14 protein-coding genes and 1 pseudogene are annotated in these 18,555 nt (G+C 60.5%); 6 read left to right on the top strand and 9 right to left on the bottom strand.

The genetic code is table 11. The features are described from left to right. Positions 1-61: 61 nt before the first annotated feature. A complete protein-coding gene (locus ABRP87_RS06570; RefSeq protein WP_349868127.1) occupies positions 62-871 on the top strand; it encodes an exodeoxyribonuclease III in 810 nt (269 codons plus the stop codon). Continuing rightward, a complete protein-coding gene (locus tag ABRP87_RS06565) occupies positions 872-2,335 on the top strand; it encodes a phospholipase D-like domain-containing protein (RefSeq protein ID WP_349868126.1) in 1,464 nt (487 codons plus the stop codon). It abuts the gene before it with no gap. Positions 2,336-2,681: 346 nt separating this feature from the next. Here the strand turns inward: ABRP87_RS06565 and ABRP87_RS06560 are convergent, their stop codons facing one another. The 4 genes from ABRP87_RS06560 to ABRP87_RS06545 all read right to left on the bottom strand — a co-directional run bounded on the left by ABRP87_RS06560 (position 2,682) and on the right by ABRP87_RS06545 (position 5,836). Continuing rightward, positions 2,682-3,209: a CAP domain-containing protein gene (locus ABRP87_RS06560; RefSeq protein WP_349868125.1), complete on the bottom strand. Its 528-nt coding sequence runs from the start codon at positions 3,207-3,209 to the stop codon at positions 2,682-2,684. A gap of 317 nt (positions 3,210-3,526) precedes the next feature. Then, positions 3,527-4,303, bottom strand: a complete 777-nt coding sequence (locus ABRP87_RS06555; protein WP_349868124.1) for an ABC-2 transporter permease family protein — start codon at positions 4,301-4,303, stop codon at positions 3,527-3,529. 6 nt (positions 4,304-4,309) lie between these two features. Further along, on the bottom strand, positions 4,310-5,311 hold the full coding sequence (locus ABRP87_RS06550) for an ABC transporter ATP-binding protein (protein ID WP_349868123.1): 1,002 nt from the start codon (positions 5,309-5,311) through the stop codon (positions 4,310-4,312). Positions 5,312-5,341: 30 nt separating this feature from the next. Beyond that, entirely contained in the window at positions 5,342-5,836 is a 495-nt protein-coding gene (locus ABRP87_RS06545) for an NUDIX domain-containing protein (RefSeq protein ID WP_349868122.1), read from the bottom strand. 70 nt (positions 5,837-5,906) lie between these two features. On the opposite strand from ABRP87_RS06545, the gene ABRP87_RS06540 reads away from it, so the two are divergent. Genes ABRP87_RS06540 through ABRP87_RS06530 form a run of 3 tightly spaced genes read left to right on the top strand, consistent with a single transcriptional unit; the run spans position 5,907 to position 11,283 of the window. Next, the gene (locus ABRP87_RS06540) at positions 5,907-7,352 is read left to right on the top strand and encodes a GlnX family signal transduction membrane protein (protein ID WP_023024033.1); all 1,446 of its coding nucleotides are present in this window, start codon (positions 5,907-5,909) and stop codon (positions 7,350-7,352) included. Further along, complete coding sequence (locus ABRP87_RS06535; RefSeq protein ID WP_349868121.1) at positions 7,352-8,371, top strand: glutamate ABC transporter substrate-binding protein; 1,020 nt, start codon at positions 7,352-7,354, stop codon at positions 8,369-8,371. Before ABRP87_RS06540 ends, ABRP87_RS06535 begins: the two co-directional genes overlap by 1 nt. Further along, positions 8,368-11,283 carry a serine/threonine protein kinase gene (locus ABRP87_RS06530; protein ID WP_349868120.1) on the top strand — a complete coding sequence of 972 codons (2,916 nt, stop codon included), beginning with the start codon at positions 8,368-8,370 and terminating at the stop codon, positions 11,281-11,283. The genes ABRP87_RS06535 and ABRP87_RS06530 overlap by 4 nt, the downstream gene beginning before the upstream one ends. Before the next feature lie 137 nt (positions 11,284-11,420). Here the strand turns inward: ABRP87_RS06530 and ABRP87_RS06525 are convergent, their stop codons facing one another. Then, positions 11,421-12,644: an acetate kinase gene (locus ABRP87_RS06525; RefSeq protein WP_349868119.1), complete on the bottom strand. Its 1,224-nt coding sequence runs from the start codon at positions 12,642-12,644 to the stop codon at positions 11,421-11,423. After that, positions 12,645-14,012, bottom strand: coding sequence for a phosphate acetyltransferase (gene pta / locus ABRP87_RS06520; protein WP_349868118.1), 1,368 nt, complete (start codon positions 14,010-14,012; stop codon positions 12,645-12,647). A 234-nt stretch (positions 14,013-14,246) separates the two neighbouring features. On the opposite strand from pta, the gene ABRP87_RS06515 reads away from it, so the two are divergent. Then, a complete protein-coding gene (locus ABRP87_RS06515) occupies positions 14,247-15,608 on the top strand; it encodes an FAD-dependent oxidoreductase (protein WP_349868117.1) in 1,362 nt (453 codons plus the stop codon). Here the strand turns inward: ABRP87_RS06515 and purT are convergent. The 3 genes and pseudogenes from purT to ABRP87_RS06500 all read right to left on the bottom strand — a co-directional run. Further along, positions 15,605-16,957: a formate-dependent phosphoribosylglycinamide formyltransferase gene (purT, locus tag ABRP87_RS06510; RefSeq protein ID WP_349868116.1), complete on the bottom strand. Its 1,353-nt coding sequence runs from the start codon at positions 16,955-16,957 to the stop codon at positions 15,605-15,607. The genes ABRP87_RS06515 and purT overlap by 4 nt on opposite strands. Before the next feature lie 157 nt (positions 16,958-17,114). Next, the gene (locus ABRP87_RS06505) at positions 17,115-17,852 is read right to left on the bottom strand and encodes a class F sortase (RefSeq protein WP_349868115.1); all 738 of its coding nucleotides are present in this window, start codon (positions 17,850-17,852) and stop codon (positions 17,115-17,117) included. A 136-nt stretch (positions 17,853-17,988) separates the two neighbouring features. Next, a pseudogene (locus ABRP87_RS06500) lies at positions 17,989-18,555 on the bottom strand (VaFE repeat-containing surface-anchored protein); the annotation flags it as partial.

Here is an 18,555-nt window from a genome sequence, read left to right as displayed (position 1 = left end):
TAGCCCGCCGGCCGCGGCCTGGACTAGTCCGGGCCATTGCCCGCGCGGTACTGTATTATCCATGCGCATCACCACGTGGAATATCAACTCCGTTCGCACCCGCAGCCAGCGGGCGCTGGATCTTCTCCACACGCACGATATTGACGTGCTGTGCCTACAAGAGACCAAGGTCAGGGACGATAAATTCCCCCGCGAGGCCTTCGAGGATGCCGGGTACCACGTCATCTGCCATGGGCTTAACCAATGGAATGGTGTGGCCATCATTTCCAAGGAGGAACCGGAAGAAGTCTTTACCGGATTCCCCCACCAGCCCGGATTTGCCAAGGACCCTGAAAAGCCACAGGATCGCGAGGCCCGGGCCCTTGGTGCGCGCATCCGCGGGGTAGAAATCTGGTCGCTGTATATCCCCAACGGTCGCGAGATCACGGACCGCCACTATGACTACAAGCTGGATTTTCTCTACCAGCTCTCCCGCTACGCCGCGGGGCGCGCCCAATCCAAGCTGCTTCTAACCGGCGATTTCAATATCGCCCCGCGCGATGAGGACGTGTGGGATATCGAGGCCTTCCGTGGCAAGACACACGTCACCGAACCCGAGCGCGCCGCCTTCCAGATGCTCGAAGAGGCCGGCCTGGAAGAGGTCACGCGCCGGTTTACCGAAGACCAGCGCTATACCTACTTTGATTACAAGGGGATGCGCTTTCACAAGAACGAGGGCATGCGCATCGATTTCCAGCTGGCCTCGCCGCCGCTGGCCAAGCACGTCACCGGCGCCCGCGTAGACATGGAAGAACGCGCTGGCGAAAAGACCTCCGATCACTGCCCGCTCAGTGCAGATTTCGATCTGCCCGATTTCGATTCCGTGCGTTAAATGACCTGGTCGCTCGATCTCAGCTTCTGGCAGCTGATCTTCCTCATCATTGATTATTCCATCAAGATCATTGCCGTCGGCTTCGTGCCAGAAGGCCGCCGGCCCTCCAATTCCACGGCGTGGTTGCTGGCCATTCTGGTGCTGCCCGTCATTGGCCTGCCGCTGTTTTTGCTCATGGGCTCGCCGTATATCAACCGGCGCCGCCACCGCATCCAGCAAGAGGCCAATGAGCGCCTCGAGGATATTTCCGCCCGCACCCCAGATCATCCCAGCGGCATCCTGTCGGCGGAGGTGGAATCCGTCATCAAGCTCAACCGCGAGCTGACCGGTTTTCCGGCACTCATTGGCCACAACCTGGGCCTGCATGCGGATTATGATGAATGCATTCGCGCCATCGCCGCGGCCGTGGACCGCGCCGAAAAGTACGTCTCCATCGAGGTCTATATCCAATCCTGGGACGAGACCACGGATGTATTTTTCCAGGCCCTCGCCCGCGCCACCGCCCGCGGCGTCAAGGTACGCCTTTTGCTGGATCAGATTGGCAGTTTTAAGTACAAGGGCTATTCCTCGCTGGGGGACAAACTGACAGAAATCGGCGTGGACTGGCGCCTCATGCTACCCATCCAGCTGCACAAGGGCCGCTTCCGCCGCCCGGATCTGCGCAACCACCGCAAGCTCGTCATCATCGATGGCGAGGTAGGTTTTATAGGTTCCATCAACCTGATCAAGCGCCAATATAAAACCAATGACCGCTTCTGGATCGATTACATGGTGGAACTGTCTGGCCCCATCGTCACCGCCATGACCGCGGTTTTCGCGGTGGATTGGTACACCGAATCCGGCGAAAACCTCCCGCTAGATGAGCTGCCCTATGACGATGCCCAAACCGTCGACGCCAATTACCTGCAGATGATCCCATCCGGTCCCGGATATACGACCGAGCCCAACCTGCGCATGTTTAACTCCCTGGCGCACCACGCCAAGCAGCGCCTCGTGCTGTGCTCGCCGTATTTCGTGCCGGATGAATCCCTCTTAGAGGCCGTAACCACCGCCTGCTACCGCGGGGTGGACGTGGAGCTTTATGTCTCCGATACCGCGGACCAATTCATGGTCAACCACGCCCAGTCCTCGTATTACCAGGCGCTGCTCGAGGCCGGGGTGCATATCTACCAGTTCCCCTACCCGTATGTTTTGCACTCCAAGTTCATCATCACGGATCCGGATAACCAAGAGTTCAATCCGCTGTGCATGTTCGGCTCGTCCAATATGGACCCGCGGTCCTTCGGCCTCAACTATGAGACCACCATGCTCGTGGCCAAAGGCGATCTCCTCGCCCAGTTCAACCAGCTCGCCGCCAATTACCGCGCGGTCTGCCACGAGCTCACCCTCGAGGAGTGGAACCAGCGCGGCTTTGTCCGCCGCTACGTCGATAACGTCATGCGGCTGACCTCGGCCCTGCAATAAGCTTTGCTTGCCGATGTCCCAATAGTCCGCTCATAGGCTATCTAAACACAAGCTTTCTTTTGCAGAGCCAGAGTAGAACATCCCGCGTTGAACCGTGCACGGTGTTACCGCAGAGATGAGTTTGTAGTCCACTTAATTGACTCCGGCTCGGCGTTAATTATTGGAACTAATTGCGAAAGATACGCCGAATCCTCCGCAGATTACCCTCTTGTCTATTGCTTTTTACCGTAAAGCTTAATCCCGGCTTTTGACATTGCCTATGTACGAAGGCGTACGAAAAGCTTAAGGAATACAAGGGGGGATAAAATCGCGCCTACCCCGAAGAGGAATATTAAAAAGCGCTTCTTTAACGTCCAAAATTCTGTACGGCAAAAAGCTCACCATTCGCCCCAACAGCGATGCCCGTGCCAACCGTTTTCGCCTCTGGGTCCAGCAAAATCTTCCTGTGGCTGGGAGAATTCAGCCACATGTTCACCAACTTCGCATCTGCGAAATCGTCCCATGCTTGAAGGACGTTTTCGCCACCGGCAGGAATGCTATCCGGATAGGTTTCCCAATGATTTGGCCGATGCTGCAAATCCCCTGTTCCCACCAAATGGTCGGCCCAGTCTTGAGCGATATTGTTTAACGCAGGGTTTTCTGTCACGGGATTTAAACCATGATCCGCCCTTGCTGCATTGACTTCGTTAACAATAGAGTGCGCACGGACCCCATCGGGCTTCATGTGGCTAACTACTTCAGCAGCGTTACCGATAGGTCCTTGTGCCTTAGCTGGAGGGGTAGTTGCGGCTACCCCTCCTCCCACTAATGCGGCACCCGCGATAGTCGGGGCTACAAACTTTTCAACAGAATCTGGAAGCATTTCATTGGACACACTTACCACTCCCTCGGATAAACTTGACTACATTACTCTACACAATTTCTTTTTCTTCACCCCCAACCCTAACGCAAAAGAACAATATTGTCAGTACATAAATAATATTTAAACTGCATTTCCGATAAAATAGAATTATATTTAAAGACGTTTAGAGTTTAATTTGCGATATGCGCCCATCCATAGGGTTCTCAAATATTCTCCCACCTGGAAAGGCTGTTTTCTGAGGCAGCCATTAATCACCACCAATAAAAGTAACCGGCTGATCACAATCAGCCGGTTACCAGTCATGTCTCAAACAACAGACCTACCCTCGCCTAAGCATCGCGCTTGTGCAGCACCAGCACGCCAAGGGCCCACAGCACTGCGGCCCAGATGAAGAATACGATGCCGCTGCCTGCGGATTCCGTCCACAGTGCGTTATCCACTGGGACATTGAATAGCCAGTTCTGGAAAGCAGTAAAGGGCATGAAGCTACCGATCTTATCGCCTACCACGGGCATCATGCTGACGATTTGATCCACGCCCAAGTACAAAATAAGGCCTAGCGCCACAGAGCCCGCAGTCTGGCGAATGAGCATGCCGATGCCTTGGGCAAAGGCCACCACGAGGACCGCGGCCAGTGGGTACTTCCACAGCTGCTCGCGGCCGACTTCATCGTTCCAGGGATCGAAGGTGGCGGAAATGGAGCTATCGGCAAGCAGATCCGTAAGCAGGTACGCGCCCACCACACCGATGAAGGTCAGTACGGCCGCGATGACCGCGTATAAGACCAGCTTGGACACGGCCACGCTCCAGCGCCGCGGGGAGGCCATGAAGGTAATGGCTTGGGTGCCGAAGCGATATTCGGTGGTCACCAGCATGATGGCCTGAATCATCAACACCGGCAGGCCCAGGGTTACCAGGAATACGACGGTGAACTCGGCCCCAATAGGCTGAAAGCCCATATCAACGGCTTGCGGATCGAGCGGCTCCGTAAACGCAGCGGTGACACCGGCCCAACCCCAGGAAAATAGGAGGAATAGCGCGGTGGTCCACCAAAAGGAGCGGGTGGTGCGCAGCTTAATCCACTCGGATTTGAAGATATTCAACATGGCGGATTAAACCTCCTGCTCGTTGGGGCGGGCGAACCCACCGGACTGACCTGGCTGGCCCGACTGACCTGCCTGCGCGCCCGAGACACCGGGCGTGCCTGCGTGGTACTGCACGGCATCGCCAGTGAGATCCATGAAGGCATCCTCCAGCGAAGCGCTTTTCAGGGTGAGCTCGTGCAGCGGCACCCCGGTGGAATAGGCCAGCTCTCCTACGAACTCGGGGGTCTGGTTGATGACCTCTAGCCGCGGGCGGCCCTCCTCATCCTTGGATTCGGTAAAGGAAACGCCCTCCTTCTTGAGGGCTTCGCCGAATTCCGGGAGGTGGTTCGAGCGCACATACACCAAGGACTGCGAGTGGCCGCGGACGAACTCGTGGGTGGGCTTATCCGCAACCATCTTCCCCTTGCCAATGACCACGAGGTGATCGGCCGTCTGGGCCATCTCGGACAAGAGGTGGGAAGAGATCAAAATGGTGCGGCCTTCTGCAGCCAGCGCGCGCACGAGCTGGCGCACCCAGCGGATACCCTCCGGATCCAGGCCATTGACCGGCTCATCCAGGATGAGGATTCCGGGATCACCCAATAGAGCACCAGCAAGGCCCAAGCGCTGGCCCATGCCGAGGGAAAAGCCGCCGGCTTTCTTACCGGCGACATCGGAAAGCCCCACCAGCCCCAGCACCTCATCGACGCGGGAGGCGGGAATGCCATTGGACGCCGCCATCCACTTCAGGTGATTCGCGGCCGTGCGGTTGGGGTGTACCGCCTTCGCATCCAAAAGCGCGCCCACCTCGCGCAGCGGGTGCTCCAAGTCGCGATAGGGTTTACCGTTAACGCGAATCTGGCCCGCCGTGGGCTCGTCCAAGCCCACGATCATCCGCATGGTGGTGGATTTGCCGGCACCATTGGGCCCCAAGAAGCCGGTGACCACACCGGGCTTTACCTGGAAGGTGAGATCCTCAACGGCGCGGACAGACCCGTAATCCTTAGTCAGTCCCTGTACTTCAATCATGAGCACTACAGTGCCATAATTTTGGATACTTTACCGGTATAGTTTTTCCACCCGCTGCCGCAGGGCGGGAAAGGCATGGCGGAATGGCGCGATAAGCGGCAGGTTTTCCACTTCATCCAGCCCCACCCAGCGCAGCTCATGCGATTCCTCGTTGGCGGTGGTGGGCAAGCGCAGGCCGCTGCGGGTGCGCGCCAGCACGGTGGTATAGGTCCATTCCCCCGGCAAATCCCCCGCCGGAGGATAGGGCCCGGCCGTCACTTGGGTGTCGAGCACCTCGACATCGGCAGGTACGATGGCGCATTCCTCGTGCGTTTCCCGCAGCGCAGCCTGGGTGGGGCTTTCTTGTAGGTCCCGCGCCCCGCCGGGAATCCCCCAGGTATTTCCGTTATTGGTCCACGCGGCGCGGTGTTGCAGCAGCACCTCGCGCCCGGCGACGAGGAAGAGGCCGGCGGCACCGAATTTTCCCCATACGCGAATGCCACTGGGGCCCGCCGCCCAGCCGTCTCCACTGTGAGGGTTATGCATATTTTCTATCCTAGCCACACACGCGGGTAAATGGTGGCGCCTAGCACACTGGGGGCGTTATTCTAAGTAAATGACTGAGCAGGCAGTGCGGGTAGAGTCAGAGCGCGAAGAGGACGCTCACCCCAGCGATCACTGGCTGGATGAGGTTACCGCGCCCTCTCGCCCGGCCCTAAGCGGGCTCACCCACCGCGCCATGGAATGGTTTGCAGGCCCGGCGCGCCTGCTGCGGCGGTTTTATTACTTCGCCTCCACCACCCCGGGCAAGCTTTTTACCGTCACCCTGATCCTCACGGTGGCATTGGGTGCCGCCGGCTTATCGATGTCCCAATCTTCCGCCGCCCGCCACTCCGACCTCGACGAGCTGCTTAATACAACCGAGCCGATGTCCAATGCGGCCCACCACCTCTATAGCTCCCTGTCGGTGGCAGATACCATCGCCACCACTGGATTCGTGCAGGCCGGCGTGGAATCAGAGGGCAATCGCGAACGCTATAACGATGCCATCGATGCCGCCTCCATCGCCGCGACCGAATCTGTGCTGGGCACCACGCCTGACGATGCCCGCGTGCGCGACCTCGTCACCTTCATCCAGCGCGAGCTGCCCATTTATACCGCGATGATTGAAAAGGCGCGCTCGAACCACCGCGCCGGCAATGCCGTGGCTAATTCCTATATGTCCAATGCCTCCTCGCTCATGCGCGAGCACATTCTGCCGGCGGCATCCGAGCTATTCCAGCTGACCACTGCAAAGGTCAACCAGCAGCAGCAAAAGCTCACATCGCCGCAATGGGTGCCGCTATCTGGCCTTTTGGCCGCGGTTTTCTTCCTCATCGTCGCGCAATGGTGGCTGTGGCGCCAGACGCGCCGCCGGTTTAACCGCGGCTTTTTAACCGCTACGGTGCTGCTTTTCTTGGCCGTTTTCTGGGTCGCGCTGTCTAATTTGGCCACCTGGTCCACCGGCCACCAAGGTTTTGAAACCGCCTCGCGCCCGTGGGATTCGCTGACAGCCTCGCGCATTGAGGCGCAGCAGGCGCGCACCTCAGAAACCCTCGCGCTGGTGCTGCGTTCCTCTGAGGAAGATACGCTCGAGCGCTTTTCCGGATCGGTAGATTCCATTGAAAAGGCGCTGGGAGATTATGAAAGCGCGCTGCATGATGATGACGTCGAGGTCAACGATCCCGAGCTCATCCACAGCGCCCGCGCCGCCACCGAAAAGTGGCAAGACTCGCACGAAAAACTCATGGAGGCGCTGAGCGAGGGCGACTACGATGAGGCCGTCTACCAGGCCACCATCACGGATCCTGAGGATGGCGAGACCACCGCCGCGCAGTCCTTTAATGAGCTCGATAGCGAGCTTTCGGAGCTCATCGGCCAGGCGCGCATCGCCATGCGCACCTACTTAGAGCGCGGGCTGACCGCCATGACCGCGGTCTCCTCCGCTGTCTTCCTGCTCACCCTGTGCGCCATCTTCGCGGTGTGGCTGGGCATTCGTCCCCGACTGCAGGAGTACCTCTAATGCGCTACCGAGCACGGCTTACCGCACCGCTGACCGCCATCGTTGCCACCTGCAGTGTCCTCGCGCTGGCCGGCTGCGATATTCGCTCCGTCCCGCCGCTGGAATCGCCCGAACAGCAGGCGCTCGATGCCAGCCCCGGCCCGCCGCTGCCGGAGGGTTCCACCATAGAAGAAGCCGGCAGCACCGCGCCCACGAAGGAAGACGATACCGAACTCAAAGGCACCTACCGGCCGGATGATAAAACGGCGAAGGAGCGGGTGCCGGACATCGTCAAGCGCGGGCGCCTTATCGTGGGCGTGGACCGCTCCAATAACCTGCTGAGCTACCGCGATGCTGCCTCCGGCGATGTCCGCGGCTTCGAGGTCGATATCGCCCACGAGATTGCCCGCGATATCTTCGGCGATCCCAATAAGGTGGATTTCCGCTTCGTCGAATCCTCCGACCGCGCCGCCGTGCTAGATAATGGCACCGTCGATATCATCGTGCGCACCATGACCATTAGCCCCGAACGCGAGAAGGAAGTGGCCTTTTCCATCCCCTATATGACCACGCAGACCCGCATGCTGGTCCTTACCAGCTCTGGGATGAATTCCATCGATGATGCGGAAGACAAAAGGCTGTGCGGGGTGCGCGGTTCCACCGCGCTGGATACCATCCGCGAGCGGGCCTCCAAGTCCGATATCCTCATCACCCGCTCCTGGGGCGATTGCCTCATGGCGCTGCAGCTCAACCAGGCCGATGGCGTGGTGGTTGATGATGCCCTGCTTTCCGGCATGGCCGCGCAGGATTCCTATACCTCCATCGTGGGCGAGCCCCTAAAGACCGAGAACTACGGCGTTGCCGCGCGCCGCCCCAGCAAAGATCATGACACCCGCCCGCTGCTGCGCCAGGTTAATTCCACCTTGGAACGTATCCGCCGCGACGGGACATGGTCCGACATCTTTGATAGGTGGCTCGGCGCTTATCTAGACGAGCCCACCCTGCCGTCGGGTACATACATCGAGGAAGATAAGTCATGAAGCATAACCCGAATTTCAGCGAAGACGAGCTCGAATACCTAGAGCCCGAGAACCTCGATACCCAGCGCCAATTCCGAAAGCCAACTACGTCTTCTTACCACGACGCTGACCACGGCCAAGACCCTGACCAAGACCGCAGCCAGGACCGAGGTCTCGGCGCTGCCGACTCCCCTGACGCAGCTAACACAGGCGACGCCGCCGACCCCGCTGGTCCGGATACCGCCGCTGCTCGCCCCAACGCTGACCATAGCGATAAGGGCACTAGCGAAGCTGATGTTGATACTGCCGCGGCGCAGGTTCCCGGCACGGCCCCCGCCGCTGCCTTCCCGAGTACGGAGGCCACGGGCAGGCGCGCAGCGCCCGGCAGCACGGCTGGCCAAAACGCTGCTGGCCAGGACACCGCAGCCCAGGGCGCGCGGAACGGCAACGACGCCAATGCGAGCGACGATCAAGTCACCACCGGCACCACTGGCGGACCCGGCGGCCGCAGCGACGACGGCGATACGGGCGATACCGGCGACACCGGCGGAGTGGGCACGGCAGCCGTGGCGTATGATCCGTTCGCCAGCGAACCCATCGAGCACCGCGAGGATCCGGGAACCTCTGCGGTGGCCTTCGATCCGTTTGCCGATGACGATGAAGACGACGACGGTTCCATCGACCCGGATCACCTCTCCAGCCTGCTCGCGGACTTAGAGAATATCCGTGCTCAGCGCGAGAGCGAACGCGATGAGAAAACGGCGCAGGAAAAGTCCTCGGAACGTTCGCGCCAGCAGGCGATCGATACCTTCCGCGAGCGCCGCGGCACGCAGCGCACCGAGCGGCCGGTTGCTGATGGCATGGTGCGCCTGCCGTTTATTACCCCGGCCGATCCCACCGCCGCCCTCATCGATCCGAAAGAGAAGATCAAGGGCAAAAAGGTCCCGCCACCGCAGCTAGAACCGGGCGATATGGTCGCGGAGCAATACGAAATCCTCGGCGTCATCGCCCACGGCGGCATGGGCTGGATTTACCTGGCCAATGACCACTATGTCTCCGGGCGCGTGGTGGTGCTCAAGGGTATGCAGGCCCAAAAGTCCGCCGATGAGACGGCCGCTGCCGAGGCCGAGCGGGAGTTTCTGGCAGACATTACCCACCCGGGCATCGTCAAGATTTTTAACTTCATCGACGATGACCGCGTGCCAGGTGGCTTCATAGTCATGGAGTACGTGGGCGGGCCATCATTAAGAAGCAGGCGCAATAAGCAGCCCAACGAGCTTCTGCCCGTCGATATCGCCATTGGCTATATCCTGGAAATCCTGCCGGCGCTGGAGTATCTGCACTCGCGCGGCGTGGTCTATAACGACCTGAAGCCGGATAACATCATCGTCACCGAGGACCAAGTCAAGCTCATCGACTTGGGCGCGGTTTCCGGCATCGGGGCATTCGGGTTTATCTACGGTACCCAGGGATTTCAGGCCCCGGAAGTCGCCTCCAAGGGGCCGTCCATCGCCAGCGATATCTACACCATCGGCCGCACCCTGGCCGCGCTATGCCTCAAGCTGCCTAGCGAGGATGGCGTCTTTCTCCCCGGTATCCCCAACCCCTCCAAGGAACCGGAGCTGCGCCGCTTCCTCTCCCTCTACCGCCTGCTGTTGCGCGCTACTCACCGCGATCCCCAGCGCCGGTTTAGCTCCATCAAGGAGCTGCGCACCCAGCTCTACGGCGTGCTGCGCGAGGTGCTTGCCATCCGCGACGGCCGCCAGTACCCCTCCCAGCACTCGCTCTTCTCGCCGCAACGTACCACGTTTGGAACCAAGCACCTGGTCTTCCGCACGGATCAGCTTATCGATGGCATCGACCGCACCATCCAAATCACCGCCCCCGAGGTCGTCTCCGCCTTGCCGACGCCCCTGGTAGACCGCGATGACGTCGGCGCCAGCCTGCTGCAAGGTACCTCGTACGCCGAGCCGCAGGAAGCCCTCGAGACCCTGCGTCAGGCCATGCGCACCCCGGAATACGAGCATTCCGCCGAGATTCCCCTCGGCGTGGTGCGCTCCATGATTGATTTGGGCTATACCGACGAGGCCCGCCAGTGGTTAGGCTCCATCGAGGACCGGCTGGGCCAAGACTGGCGCTACCAGTGGTACGCCGGCATCACCGAGCTCTTGCACGATGATTACATCGATGCGCAGGAGTACTTCGCCACAGTCCTCGATTTATTGCCCGGTGAGGCCGCCCCCAAGCTCGCCATCGCGGCCATCAATGAGCTCATCCTGCAACAGATTGATTACAGTGAAACATCGCTTATCGATGCCACCGTAGCCCGCGCCTGCTCCAACCTCTACACCACCCTGGCGGATCTTCCCTCTTCCGCCTTTGAGGGCCAGCCGGAGATTTGGTCGCACGTCACCCAAGACCCGGGCGCGCTGCGGTTTAATTCCATGCGCCTATACGGCATCGTTTGGGCCACCAACCCCACGACGGTGTCCTCCGCCTTTGGGCTTGCCCGCCAATTGCGCGCGGAAGGGCAGGTGGAGCTGTCCGTAGCCACCTTGGATAAGGTGCCCAATGCCTCGCGGCACTTCCGCATGGCGCTTCTGACCACCGTGCTGCAGCTCATCGTGCACGACTTATCGGAGTCGCGCATTCGCCGCGCTGCCCGACGCCTCGAAGAAGTCCCCACCAACGAGCCGCGCTTCCTCCAAATCAAGATCGCCGTCATCTCCGCGGGCCTTAACTTCCTGCGCAACGCCGATCTCGCGCGGGCATCCTCGCCGAATGATCTCTTCGAGTATGCCTTTACCCAGCGCGGCCTGCGCACCGGCCTTGCTGAGACCCTACGGGCACTCGCCCGCCAAGCCCCGTTTAGCCGCCACCGCTATGCACTGGTGGACTTGGCCAACCAGGTCCGCCCCATCACCACTTTCTAACGCCCCAGCCGCTGCACCATCAGCGCAAGCTAAAGGCTTCGGCCCCGGCGCAGCGCAAGTGGGCGCAGAAAAAAGAGCACGTACCGCGAGGTTTCTCCCGCAGCACGTGCCCTAGGACCAAGCCACCTGGTAAAGGCTTACTTAAATAGCCCTTCCTCGCGCGCCTGGGCGGCGACCTCCGCAGACTTCTGCGCAATTGCCAATTCCTCATTGGTGGGAACCACCAAGACCTTGACCGGGGAATCATCGGTGGAGATGACCCGCGGTTCATCGGAGCGGACGAGGTTGCGTTCTTTATCAAAGTCGATGCCGTACATATCCAAGTTGTACAGGGCATCTTGGCGCACCTCGGTGTCGTTTTCGCCCACACCGGCGGTGAAGGTGATGGCGTCCACGCGGCCCAGGGCAATCATGTAGGAGCCGATGAAGCGACGCAGCTGGTGGATGTAAATGTTATACGCCAACCATGCGTCTTCATCGCCATTATCGATGTGCTCGCGCAGCGTACGGAAGTCATTAACGCCCGCGATGCCCTTGACACCGGATTGCTTATTGAGCAGCTTATCGATCTCGTCGATGCTCATGCCCGCCTGGCGCACCAAGTGGAAGATGATACCTGGATCGATATCACCGGTACGCGTGCCCATGGCGAGGCCGGCCAGCGGGGTAAGGCCCATCGAGGTATCGATGGCACGGCCATTGCGGATGGCGGCCGCGGAGGCGCCATTGCCCAGGTGCAGCGTGATCTGGTGGGTATGCTCCGGATCGCGGTCCAAGATCTTCGGTACCTGCTGGGAGACGAACTCGTGGGAGGTGCCGTGGAAACCGTAGCGGCGGATATCGTATTTGGAGGCGACCTCACTATTGATGGCATAGAGCGCTGCTGCCGGCGGCAAGGTATTAAAGAACGCGGTATCGAAGACCGCCACGTGCGGAATATCCGGCAAGATCTTGCGCGCCACGCGGATGCCGTCCAGGTTGGCCGGGTTGTGCAGCGGGGCCAACGGGATGAGGTCCTCGATCATCGATTCAATTTGATCCTCGATGAGCTGCGGCTGCGAAAAGAGACGGCCGCCGTGCACCACGCGGTGCCCCACGGCGATGATATCGACATCCTTTGTGCCCACCTGATGATCATCCATCAATTCAAAGGCGCGCTGCAGGCCAAAGGAGTGATCGGGAACTTCTAATTTTTCGGTGAACTTTTCCCCACCGACCTTGAGGGTAATGGCGCCGCTTGGCTCACCAACCTGTTCCACCAGGCCAGATACGAGTGGATCATCCGTGGCACTAGCGGTTGGGTCCACTAGCTGAAACTTGATGGATGAGGAACCCGAGTTGAGGACCAGTACGTATGACATTTATTTCTCTCCAGCCTGGATAGCGGTAATGGCAACGGTATTGATGATGTCCGGAACGGTAGCGCCGCGGGATAGATCGTTGACCGGCTTGTTCAGTCCCTGCAGGATGGGGCCCACGGCCAAGGCGCCGCCGGTGCGCTGCGCGGTCTTATAGCCGATATTGCCGGCATCCAGATCGGGGAAGACGAAGACATTGGCCTTACCCGCGACATCGGAATCCGGCATCTTCTTTGCGGCAACGCCGGGATCGCAGGCGGCGTCGAACTGCAGCGGGCCATCCACTTTCACCGAAGAGTCCAGCTTCTTGGCGGCCTCGACGGCCGCGATCGCGCGCTCGACATCCGGGCCGGTGCCGGAAGCGCCGGTGGAGTAGGACAGCATGGCTACGCGCGGGTCGATACCAAACTGGGACGCGGTCTGCGCGGACACCACGGCGATTTCGCCCAGCTGTTCCGCGGTGGGGTTCGGGTTTACGGCACAGTCGCCGAAGGCCCACAGGCGCCCGCGCATGATCATCAGGAAGATGGAAGAGACCACCGAGGCATTCGGCTTGGTCTTGATGATCTGGAAGGACGGCTTAATAGTGTGCGCGGTGGTGTGGGCGGCGCCGGACACCATGCCATCAGCAAGCCCCTTGTGCACCATCATGGTGCCAAAGTAGGAGATGTCCTGCATGGCCTCGCGGGCCTGTTCCAGAGTCAGGCCCTTCTTCTTGCGCAGTTCCGCGAAATCGGCAGCGAACTCCTCTGCAAGCGGCGATTCCAGGTGGTCGATGATTTCAGCGCCCGAAATATCCAGCCCCAACTCCTTGGCGCGGGCCTGAACATCGGCTTCTTTGCCCAGGATGGTCAGCCGGGCGACCTCATCGCGCAGCAGGGCATCGGCGGCTTCAAGGATGCGGTCATCATCGCCCTCTGGCAGGACGATGTGGGATCCAGTCGTCTTGGCTTGGTCAATGAGCTGCTTCTGGAAGAGGTCTGCGGACATGACGGGCGCGGTTTCCTCTGCCGCGCTTAACGCACCGGGCACGGCCTCCAGGTCAGTGAAGACGCCTGCCACGGTGGCGCCGAGGGACTCTGCCTTGCGCCGTGCCAGCTCCGCGGCGCGCTCTGGGGCGCCGGAGATAATGACCAGCGGCAGGCCCAGCGCGGCGGCGACCTCCGCATCGAAGGAGATCTCGCCGGTGCCTTGGACCAAGAGGGCACCGGCAGTAGCGGTGGGCGCGTTGGCCAAGACATCCGCCACGGTGGGGTCGAAATCTTCTAAGCGGAGCAGTTCAGCGCCAAGACTTTCCGCCAAGGCGGGAATATCGAGGCCATCGAAGCCGCGGCCGATGGAGCTTAACACTGTGGACTGGGATGCAGACATGCGGATTACCTTCCTTTGCCGTCACGGGAACACTGGGAACACGCGCCGTAACATTATGCCGTACATCACAGTTACTAGCACGTGGTGACGACTCCACTGTACGTGAATCACCCCCTCCCCCGCCCTTCCGCAACCTCCTAAACTGGGGGTAGATAGCTCAGAGCAGTGTGGCATTTATCGCACTGCCACCGCGTAGAATGTGAGAAAAACCTAAAGAAAGGACACCCTAAACAGATGACTAGCCCCATGCGTGTCGCCGTGGTCGGCTCCGGACCGGCCGGCATTTACGCCTCTGACCTCCTCGTAAAGTCCGATGTGGACGTGCAGATCGATCTCTTTGAAAAGATGCCTGCGCCCTTTGGCTTGATTCGCTACGGCGTCGCCCCGGATCACCCGCGCATTAAGGGCATCGTGCAGTCGCTGCACAACATCATGGAGAAGGAAGACATCCGCTTCCTGGGCAATATCGAAGTGGGCAAGGACATCACCGTCGAAGAGATGCGCGAGTACTACGACGCCATCATCTTCGCCACCGGCGCCACCGCCGATAAGGAAATGGGCATCCCCGGCGAGGACCTCGAGGGCAACTACGGCGCCGGCGAATTCGTGGGCTTTTATGACGGCAACCCCAACTTCGAGCGCGACTGGGACCTATCCGCTGAGTCCGTCGCCGTCGTAGGCGTGGGCAATGTCTCGCTCGACGTGTCCCGCATCTTGGCCAAGACCGCAGATGAGCTGCTGGTCACCGAGATCCCGGATAACGTCTACACTTCCCTGAAGGAAAACCGCGCCAAGGAGGTCCACGTCTTTGGCCGCCGCGGCCCGGCGCAGGCAAAGTACACGCCGAAAGAGCTGAAGGAGCTCGATGAGTCACCCACCATCGAGGTCATCGTCAACCCAGAGGACATCGAGTACGACGAGGCTTCCGAGGAAGCCCGCCGCTCCGCCAAGTCCACCGACTTGGTCTGCCAGACCCTAGAGTCCTACGCCATGCGCGAGCCTGGCGATGCCCCGCACAAGCTCTACATCCACTTCTTCGAGTCCCCAGTAGAGGTGCTTGGCGATGCCGGCCACGTCACCGCCATCAAAACCGAGCGCACCCAGCTCAACGGCGATGGCTCCGTGAGCGGCACCGGCAAGTTCACCGAGTGGCCGGTCCAGTCCGTCTACCGCGCGGTGGGCTACCACCCACAGTCCGTCGAGGGAATTCCCTTCAACGACGACACGGCCACCATGCCCAACGACGGCGGCCACGTCCTGACCGATGTGGACGGCGAAAAGCTTCCCGGCCTCTACACCACCGGCTGGATCAAGCGCGGCCCGGTGGGCTTGATTGGCAATACTAAATCCGATGCCAAGGACACCACCGGCATGCTGCTTGAGGATTACAAGGCGGACAAGCTCGACTCCGCCACCAAGCGGGATCCGCAGGATATCCTCGACCTGCTCAGCAGCCGCGATATCGCCGTCACCACCTGGGACGGCTGGCACCGCCTCAACGCCGCCGAGCAAGCCGCCGGCGAGCCGCACGGCCGCGAGCGCATCAAGATCGTCGAGTGGGACGAGATGGTCAAGCACGCCGGCCCGCAGGACTAGTCGGTATCGTCCACCCCTGAGGTCAGCTTGGGGTCGAGTTCGACCCCACCCTCGTATTCAACGACCTCGATATCAGGCACGTTTTCTGACTGCGGGTCGATGCCGCGCGCACCGCCCTGCGCGAGCAGGCCAGGCGTAGAGGTCACGCTCACCTTATGCGCCGCCAACGCGGCGCGGTCGCGGGCCTCTTCCACCGTTTCCGCCGTCGTGGTCACAAGCCCCATGCGCCGGCCCTTATAGGCATCGGGCTTGCCAAAGAGCTTGACGTCCGTCTCGGCATAGTGGAGAGCGGAGGCGATGCCGGTAAAGGCGACATCGGCAAGCGGCTCTGGCGCGTGTAAGAAAACGCTGGCGCCCGGGGTTATCAACGTGGCGTCGATGGGGTAGCCCAAAATGGCGCGGGCGTGCAGATCGAACTGGGAAAAGCGCTGCGTATAGGTGGTAAGCATCGCCGTATCCGAAGGCCGCGGGGAAACCGAAGAAAAGTAAACATCATCGCCGGCGACGAAAAGCTCTACGCCATACACGCCGCGCCCGCCCAGCTCATTGGAAATGCGCGCCGCAACCGACCGCGCGTTCTCCAGCGCAATCTCGCTCATGCCGGTAGGCTGCCACTCCTCAACCAAATCGCCCTTTTCGTGGCGGTGACCAATGGGCTCGCTAAACCAGGTGGCCAGCTTGCCCGTGGCCGGATCGATGGACCGGATGGCCAAGAGCGTTACCTCCAGGTCGAAATCCACGAAGCGCTCCGCCACCACGCGCTGCGAATCCGAGGACACGCGGCGCACCGTCTCCCACGCCTCGCGCACGTCTTCCACATCCCCCGCCAGCATGTGGCCCTTGCCCGAGGTGGACACGTCCGGCTTCACGATGCACGGAAATCCCAGCTCCGTCGCCGCTTCCTCCAGTTCTTCCACAGAGGAAGCAAAGCGGTAGGCGGAGGTCGGCAGCCCAATATCTTCTGCCACCGCGCGCACCCGCTCGCGGTCCTGGGTGAGCGCGCAGGCGCGCGCCGTGGGCACGACGACGGCATCGGTGGACTGCTCAACCTGCTCGAGGGCCGCTACCGCGACGGTTTCCACCTCCGGCACCACGTAGTGCGGCTGAATCTGCTGCACCAATTCTGATACCTGCGCGGAGTCAGTAATATCCGCGATATAGCTATAGTGCGCCACTTGGTGCGCCGGCGCCCCCTGGTACTTATCCACCGCGTGCACCTCAAGGCCCAGGGACTGGAAGGAAATAGCCAGCTGCTTTCCCAACTCGCCCGCGCCGAGCAGCAATACCTTCGTGGCATTGCCCGTCAGCGGCGTGCCGATATGACCGGCGATTTTGCCTGGAATATCCATGACTTTGCTCCTTTGATTCCGCTCCGAGCAGCAGATACTTCCCCAAATTATTTCATAGATGCTCGCCGCATCCCGGACACACATGCGTGAAGTGCACAAACGCGAGCGCCCGGCCAAGGATCTTCTTCCTCGGACCGGGCGCTTGCGGGTTCTTATGCTAGGCCTGGGGTGCCTCTGGTGGAACCGGGGCATCGACTGGCTCTGCCACGGTAATGATGTTGTCCTCATACCCCAGCGCACCGCCGACGAACTTGCCGCCGCAGGTGATAAGGACCAGGCGGTTGGTACCGTCCGTGTCATTAACCACGTCCGGGAAATCCCCGCCCTTGGGCAGGCGGTACGGCTTTTCCGTCACGCGGAAGGTGCGCTCCTCACCATCGATGACCACGGTGAATTCCTGGTTTTCCTGCAACCGAGTGAATTTCTCGGCGTAACCGGTGCCCTGGCCCTGGTAATTCACGTGGCCGGTGATGACACTGGAGCCGACATTGCCGGCATCGCCAGGCACGGCCGAGGCGGAGTACCAGCCCAGGCGGGAGACATCGTGTGGCGGCAGCAGCACGCCCTGGTCAGTTACCTGCACCGGGTCCACGGCGGCGTACTCACCGTCGATGCCCACGGACATGCCGTCAAAGCCCTGGAATTGGCCCGGGGCCGGCTCGAATTCGTGCTCCTGTGCGCCGGAATCATCGACGTAGGCATCGCCCTTATCGTCCGGGGTGCCAACGGCCGAGACGCTTTCCGATGCCCCCTCACTAGCCTCATCATCCTCCCCACCGGTGGTGAGGTAGAGAGCCAGCTGGATCAACATCAGAATTACGGCCACTACCAGCACGATAAAGCCGATCTTCTTACCCCGGCTTACGGGTTCCTCGCGGCCTGTCTCCTCAGACATTGCCCAATCTCCTCATTGTGGTCTTCTCGATGGTTCATCAGATGGGTTGCCCCCTCCAGCGTGTGCGGTGACACCCTGAAGGGGGGACATGTTGTGCCCAGGCGCTATGGCCTGTTACCTGACCAGTACGCTCACACTACTGAATGTAGTCCTGCATACCTGGGTCAAGCTCGGTAGCACCGGACGGTACGGACTTGATCTTCGTACGCCCTGCGTCGGACGGTAGCGGTTTACCAGTCTTTCCAGGCTCTTGGCCCATAACCTCGACAGGACGGTCATCCTTGTCAGTGCCCTGGTCAACCTTATCTGGCGTATCCTGGCCCTTCACCTCGGTGGGGCGAGGCTCTTCGCTGGAGTTCTGGTCAACCTTATCCGGCGTATCCTGACCCTTCACCTCGGTGCTTGGGTGCTCACCGTGGCCCTCGGTCTCCTTCTCAGGACGATCCTGTGGATTGTCGTGATTATGGTGACCGTGGTCGTGATCGTGGTGGCCGAAGATAATCTTGCCCAAGCCGATACCCAAGCCAATGCCCGGAATCAGGATGGCCCACTTAGGAATCTTGCCCTTGGACGGCTTGCCTGGGGCATCGGAGTCATCAGAGGTTACGGTCTGATCCTTATCATCAATGTCCTTGTGCTCAGCAACCTCATTCGGCTTCTCAGCATCCGGAGTGTCCTCACCCTCAGCGTCAACCTCAGTAGA

The sequence above is a fragment of the Corynebacterium sp. KPL2830 genome, assembly GCF_040225635.1.
Taxonomy (GTDB): domain Bacteria; phylum Actinomycetota; class Actinomycetes; order Mycobacteriales; family Mycobacteriaceae; genus Corynebacterium.
The sequence above is the reverse complement of the archived record's forward strand: the minus strand, read 5'-3'. Positions and strand labels throughout refer to the sequence as shown.

Coding starts and splice junctions, on each gene's coding strand:
- ABRP87_RS06570 (WP_349868127.1), top strand. CDS start 62: ATGCGCATCACCACGTGGAATATCAACTCCGTTCGCACCCGCAGCCAG.
- ABRP87_RS06565 (WP_349868126.1), top strand. CDS start 872: ATGACCTGGTCGCTCGATCTCAGCTTCTGGCAGCTGATCTTCCTCATC.
- ABRP87_RS06555 (WP_349868124.1), bottom strand. CDS start 4,303: ATGTTGAATATCTTCAAATCCGAGTGGATTAAGCTGCGCACCACCCGC.
- ABRP87_RS06550 (WP_349868123.1), bottom strand. CDS start 5,311: ATGATTGAAGTACAGGGACTGACTAAGGATTACGGGTCTGTCCGCGCC.
- ABRP87_RS06545 (WP_349868122.1), bottom strand. CDS start 5,836: ATGCATAACCCTCACAGTGGAGACGGCTGGGCGGCGGGCCCCAGTGGC.
- ABRP87_RS06540 (WP_023024033.1), top strand. CDS start 5,907: ATGACTGAGCAGGCAGTGCGGGTAGAGTCAGAGCGCGAAGAGGACGCT.
- ABRP87_RS06535 (WP_349868121.1), top strand. CDS start 7,352: ATGCGCTACCGAGCACGGCTTACCGCACCGCTGACCGCCATCGTTGCC.
- ABRP87_RS06530 (WP_349868120.1), top strand. CDS start 8,368: ATGAAGCATAACCCGAATTTCAGCGAAGACGAGCTCGAATACCTAGAG.
- ABRP87_RS06525 (WP_349868119.1), bottom strand. CDS start 12,644: ATGTCATACGTACTGGTCCTCAACTCGGGTTCCTCATCCATCAAGTTT.
- pta (WP_349868118.1), bottom strand. CDS start 14,012: ATGTCTGCATCCCAGTCCACAGTGTTAAGCTCCATCGGCCGCGGCTTC.
- ABRP87_RS06515 (WP_349868117.1), top strand. CDS start 14,247: ATGACTAGCCCCATGCGTGTCGCCGTGGTCGGCTCCGGACCGGCCGGC.
- purT (WP_349868116.1), bottom strand. CDS start 16,957: ATGGATATTCCAGGCAAAATCGCCGGTCATATCGGCACGCCGCTGACG.
- ABRP87_RS06505 (WP_349868115.1), bottom strand. CDS start 17,852: ATGTCTGAGGAGACAGGCCGCGAGGAACCCGTAAGCCGGGGTAAGAAG.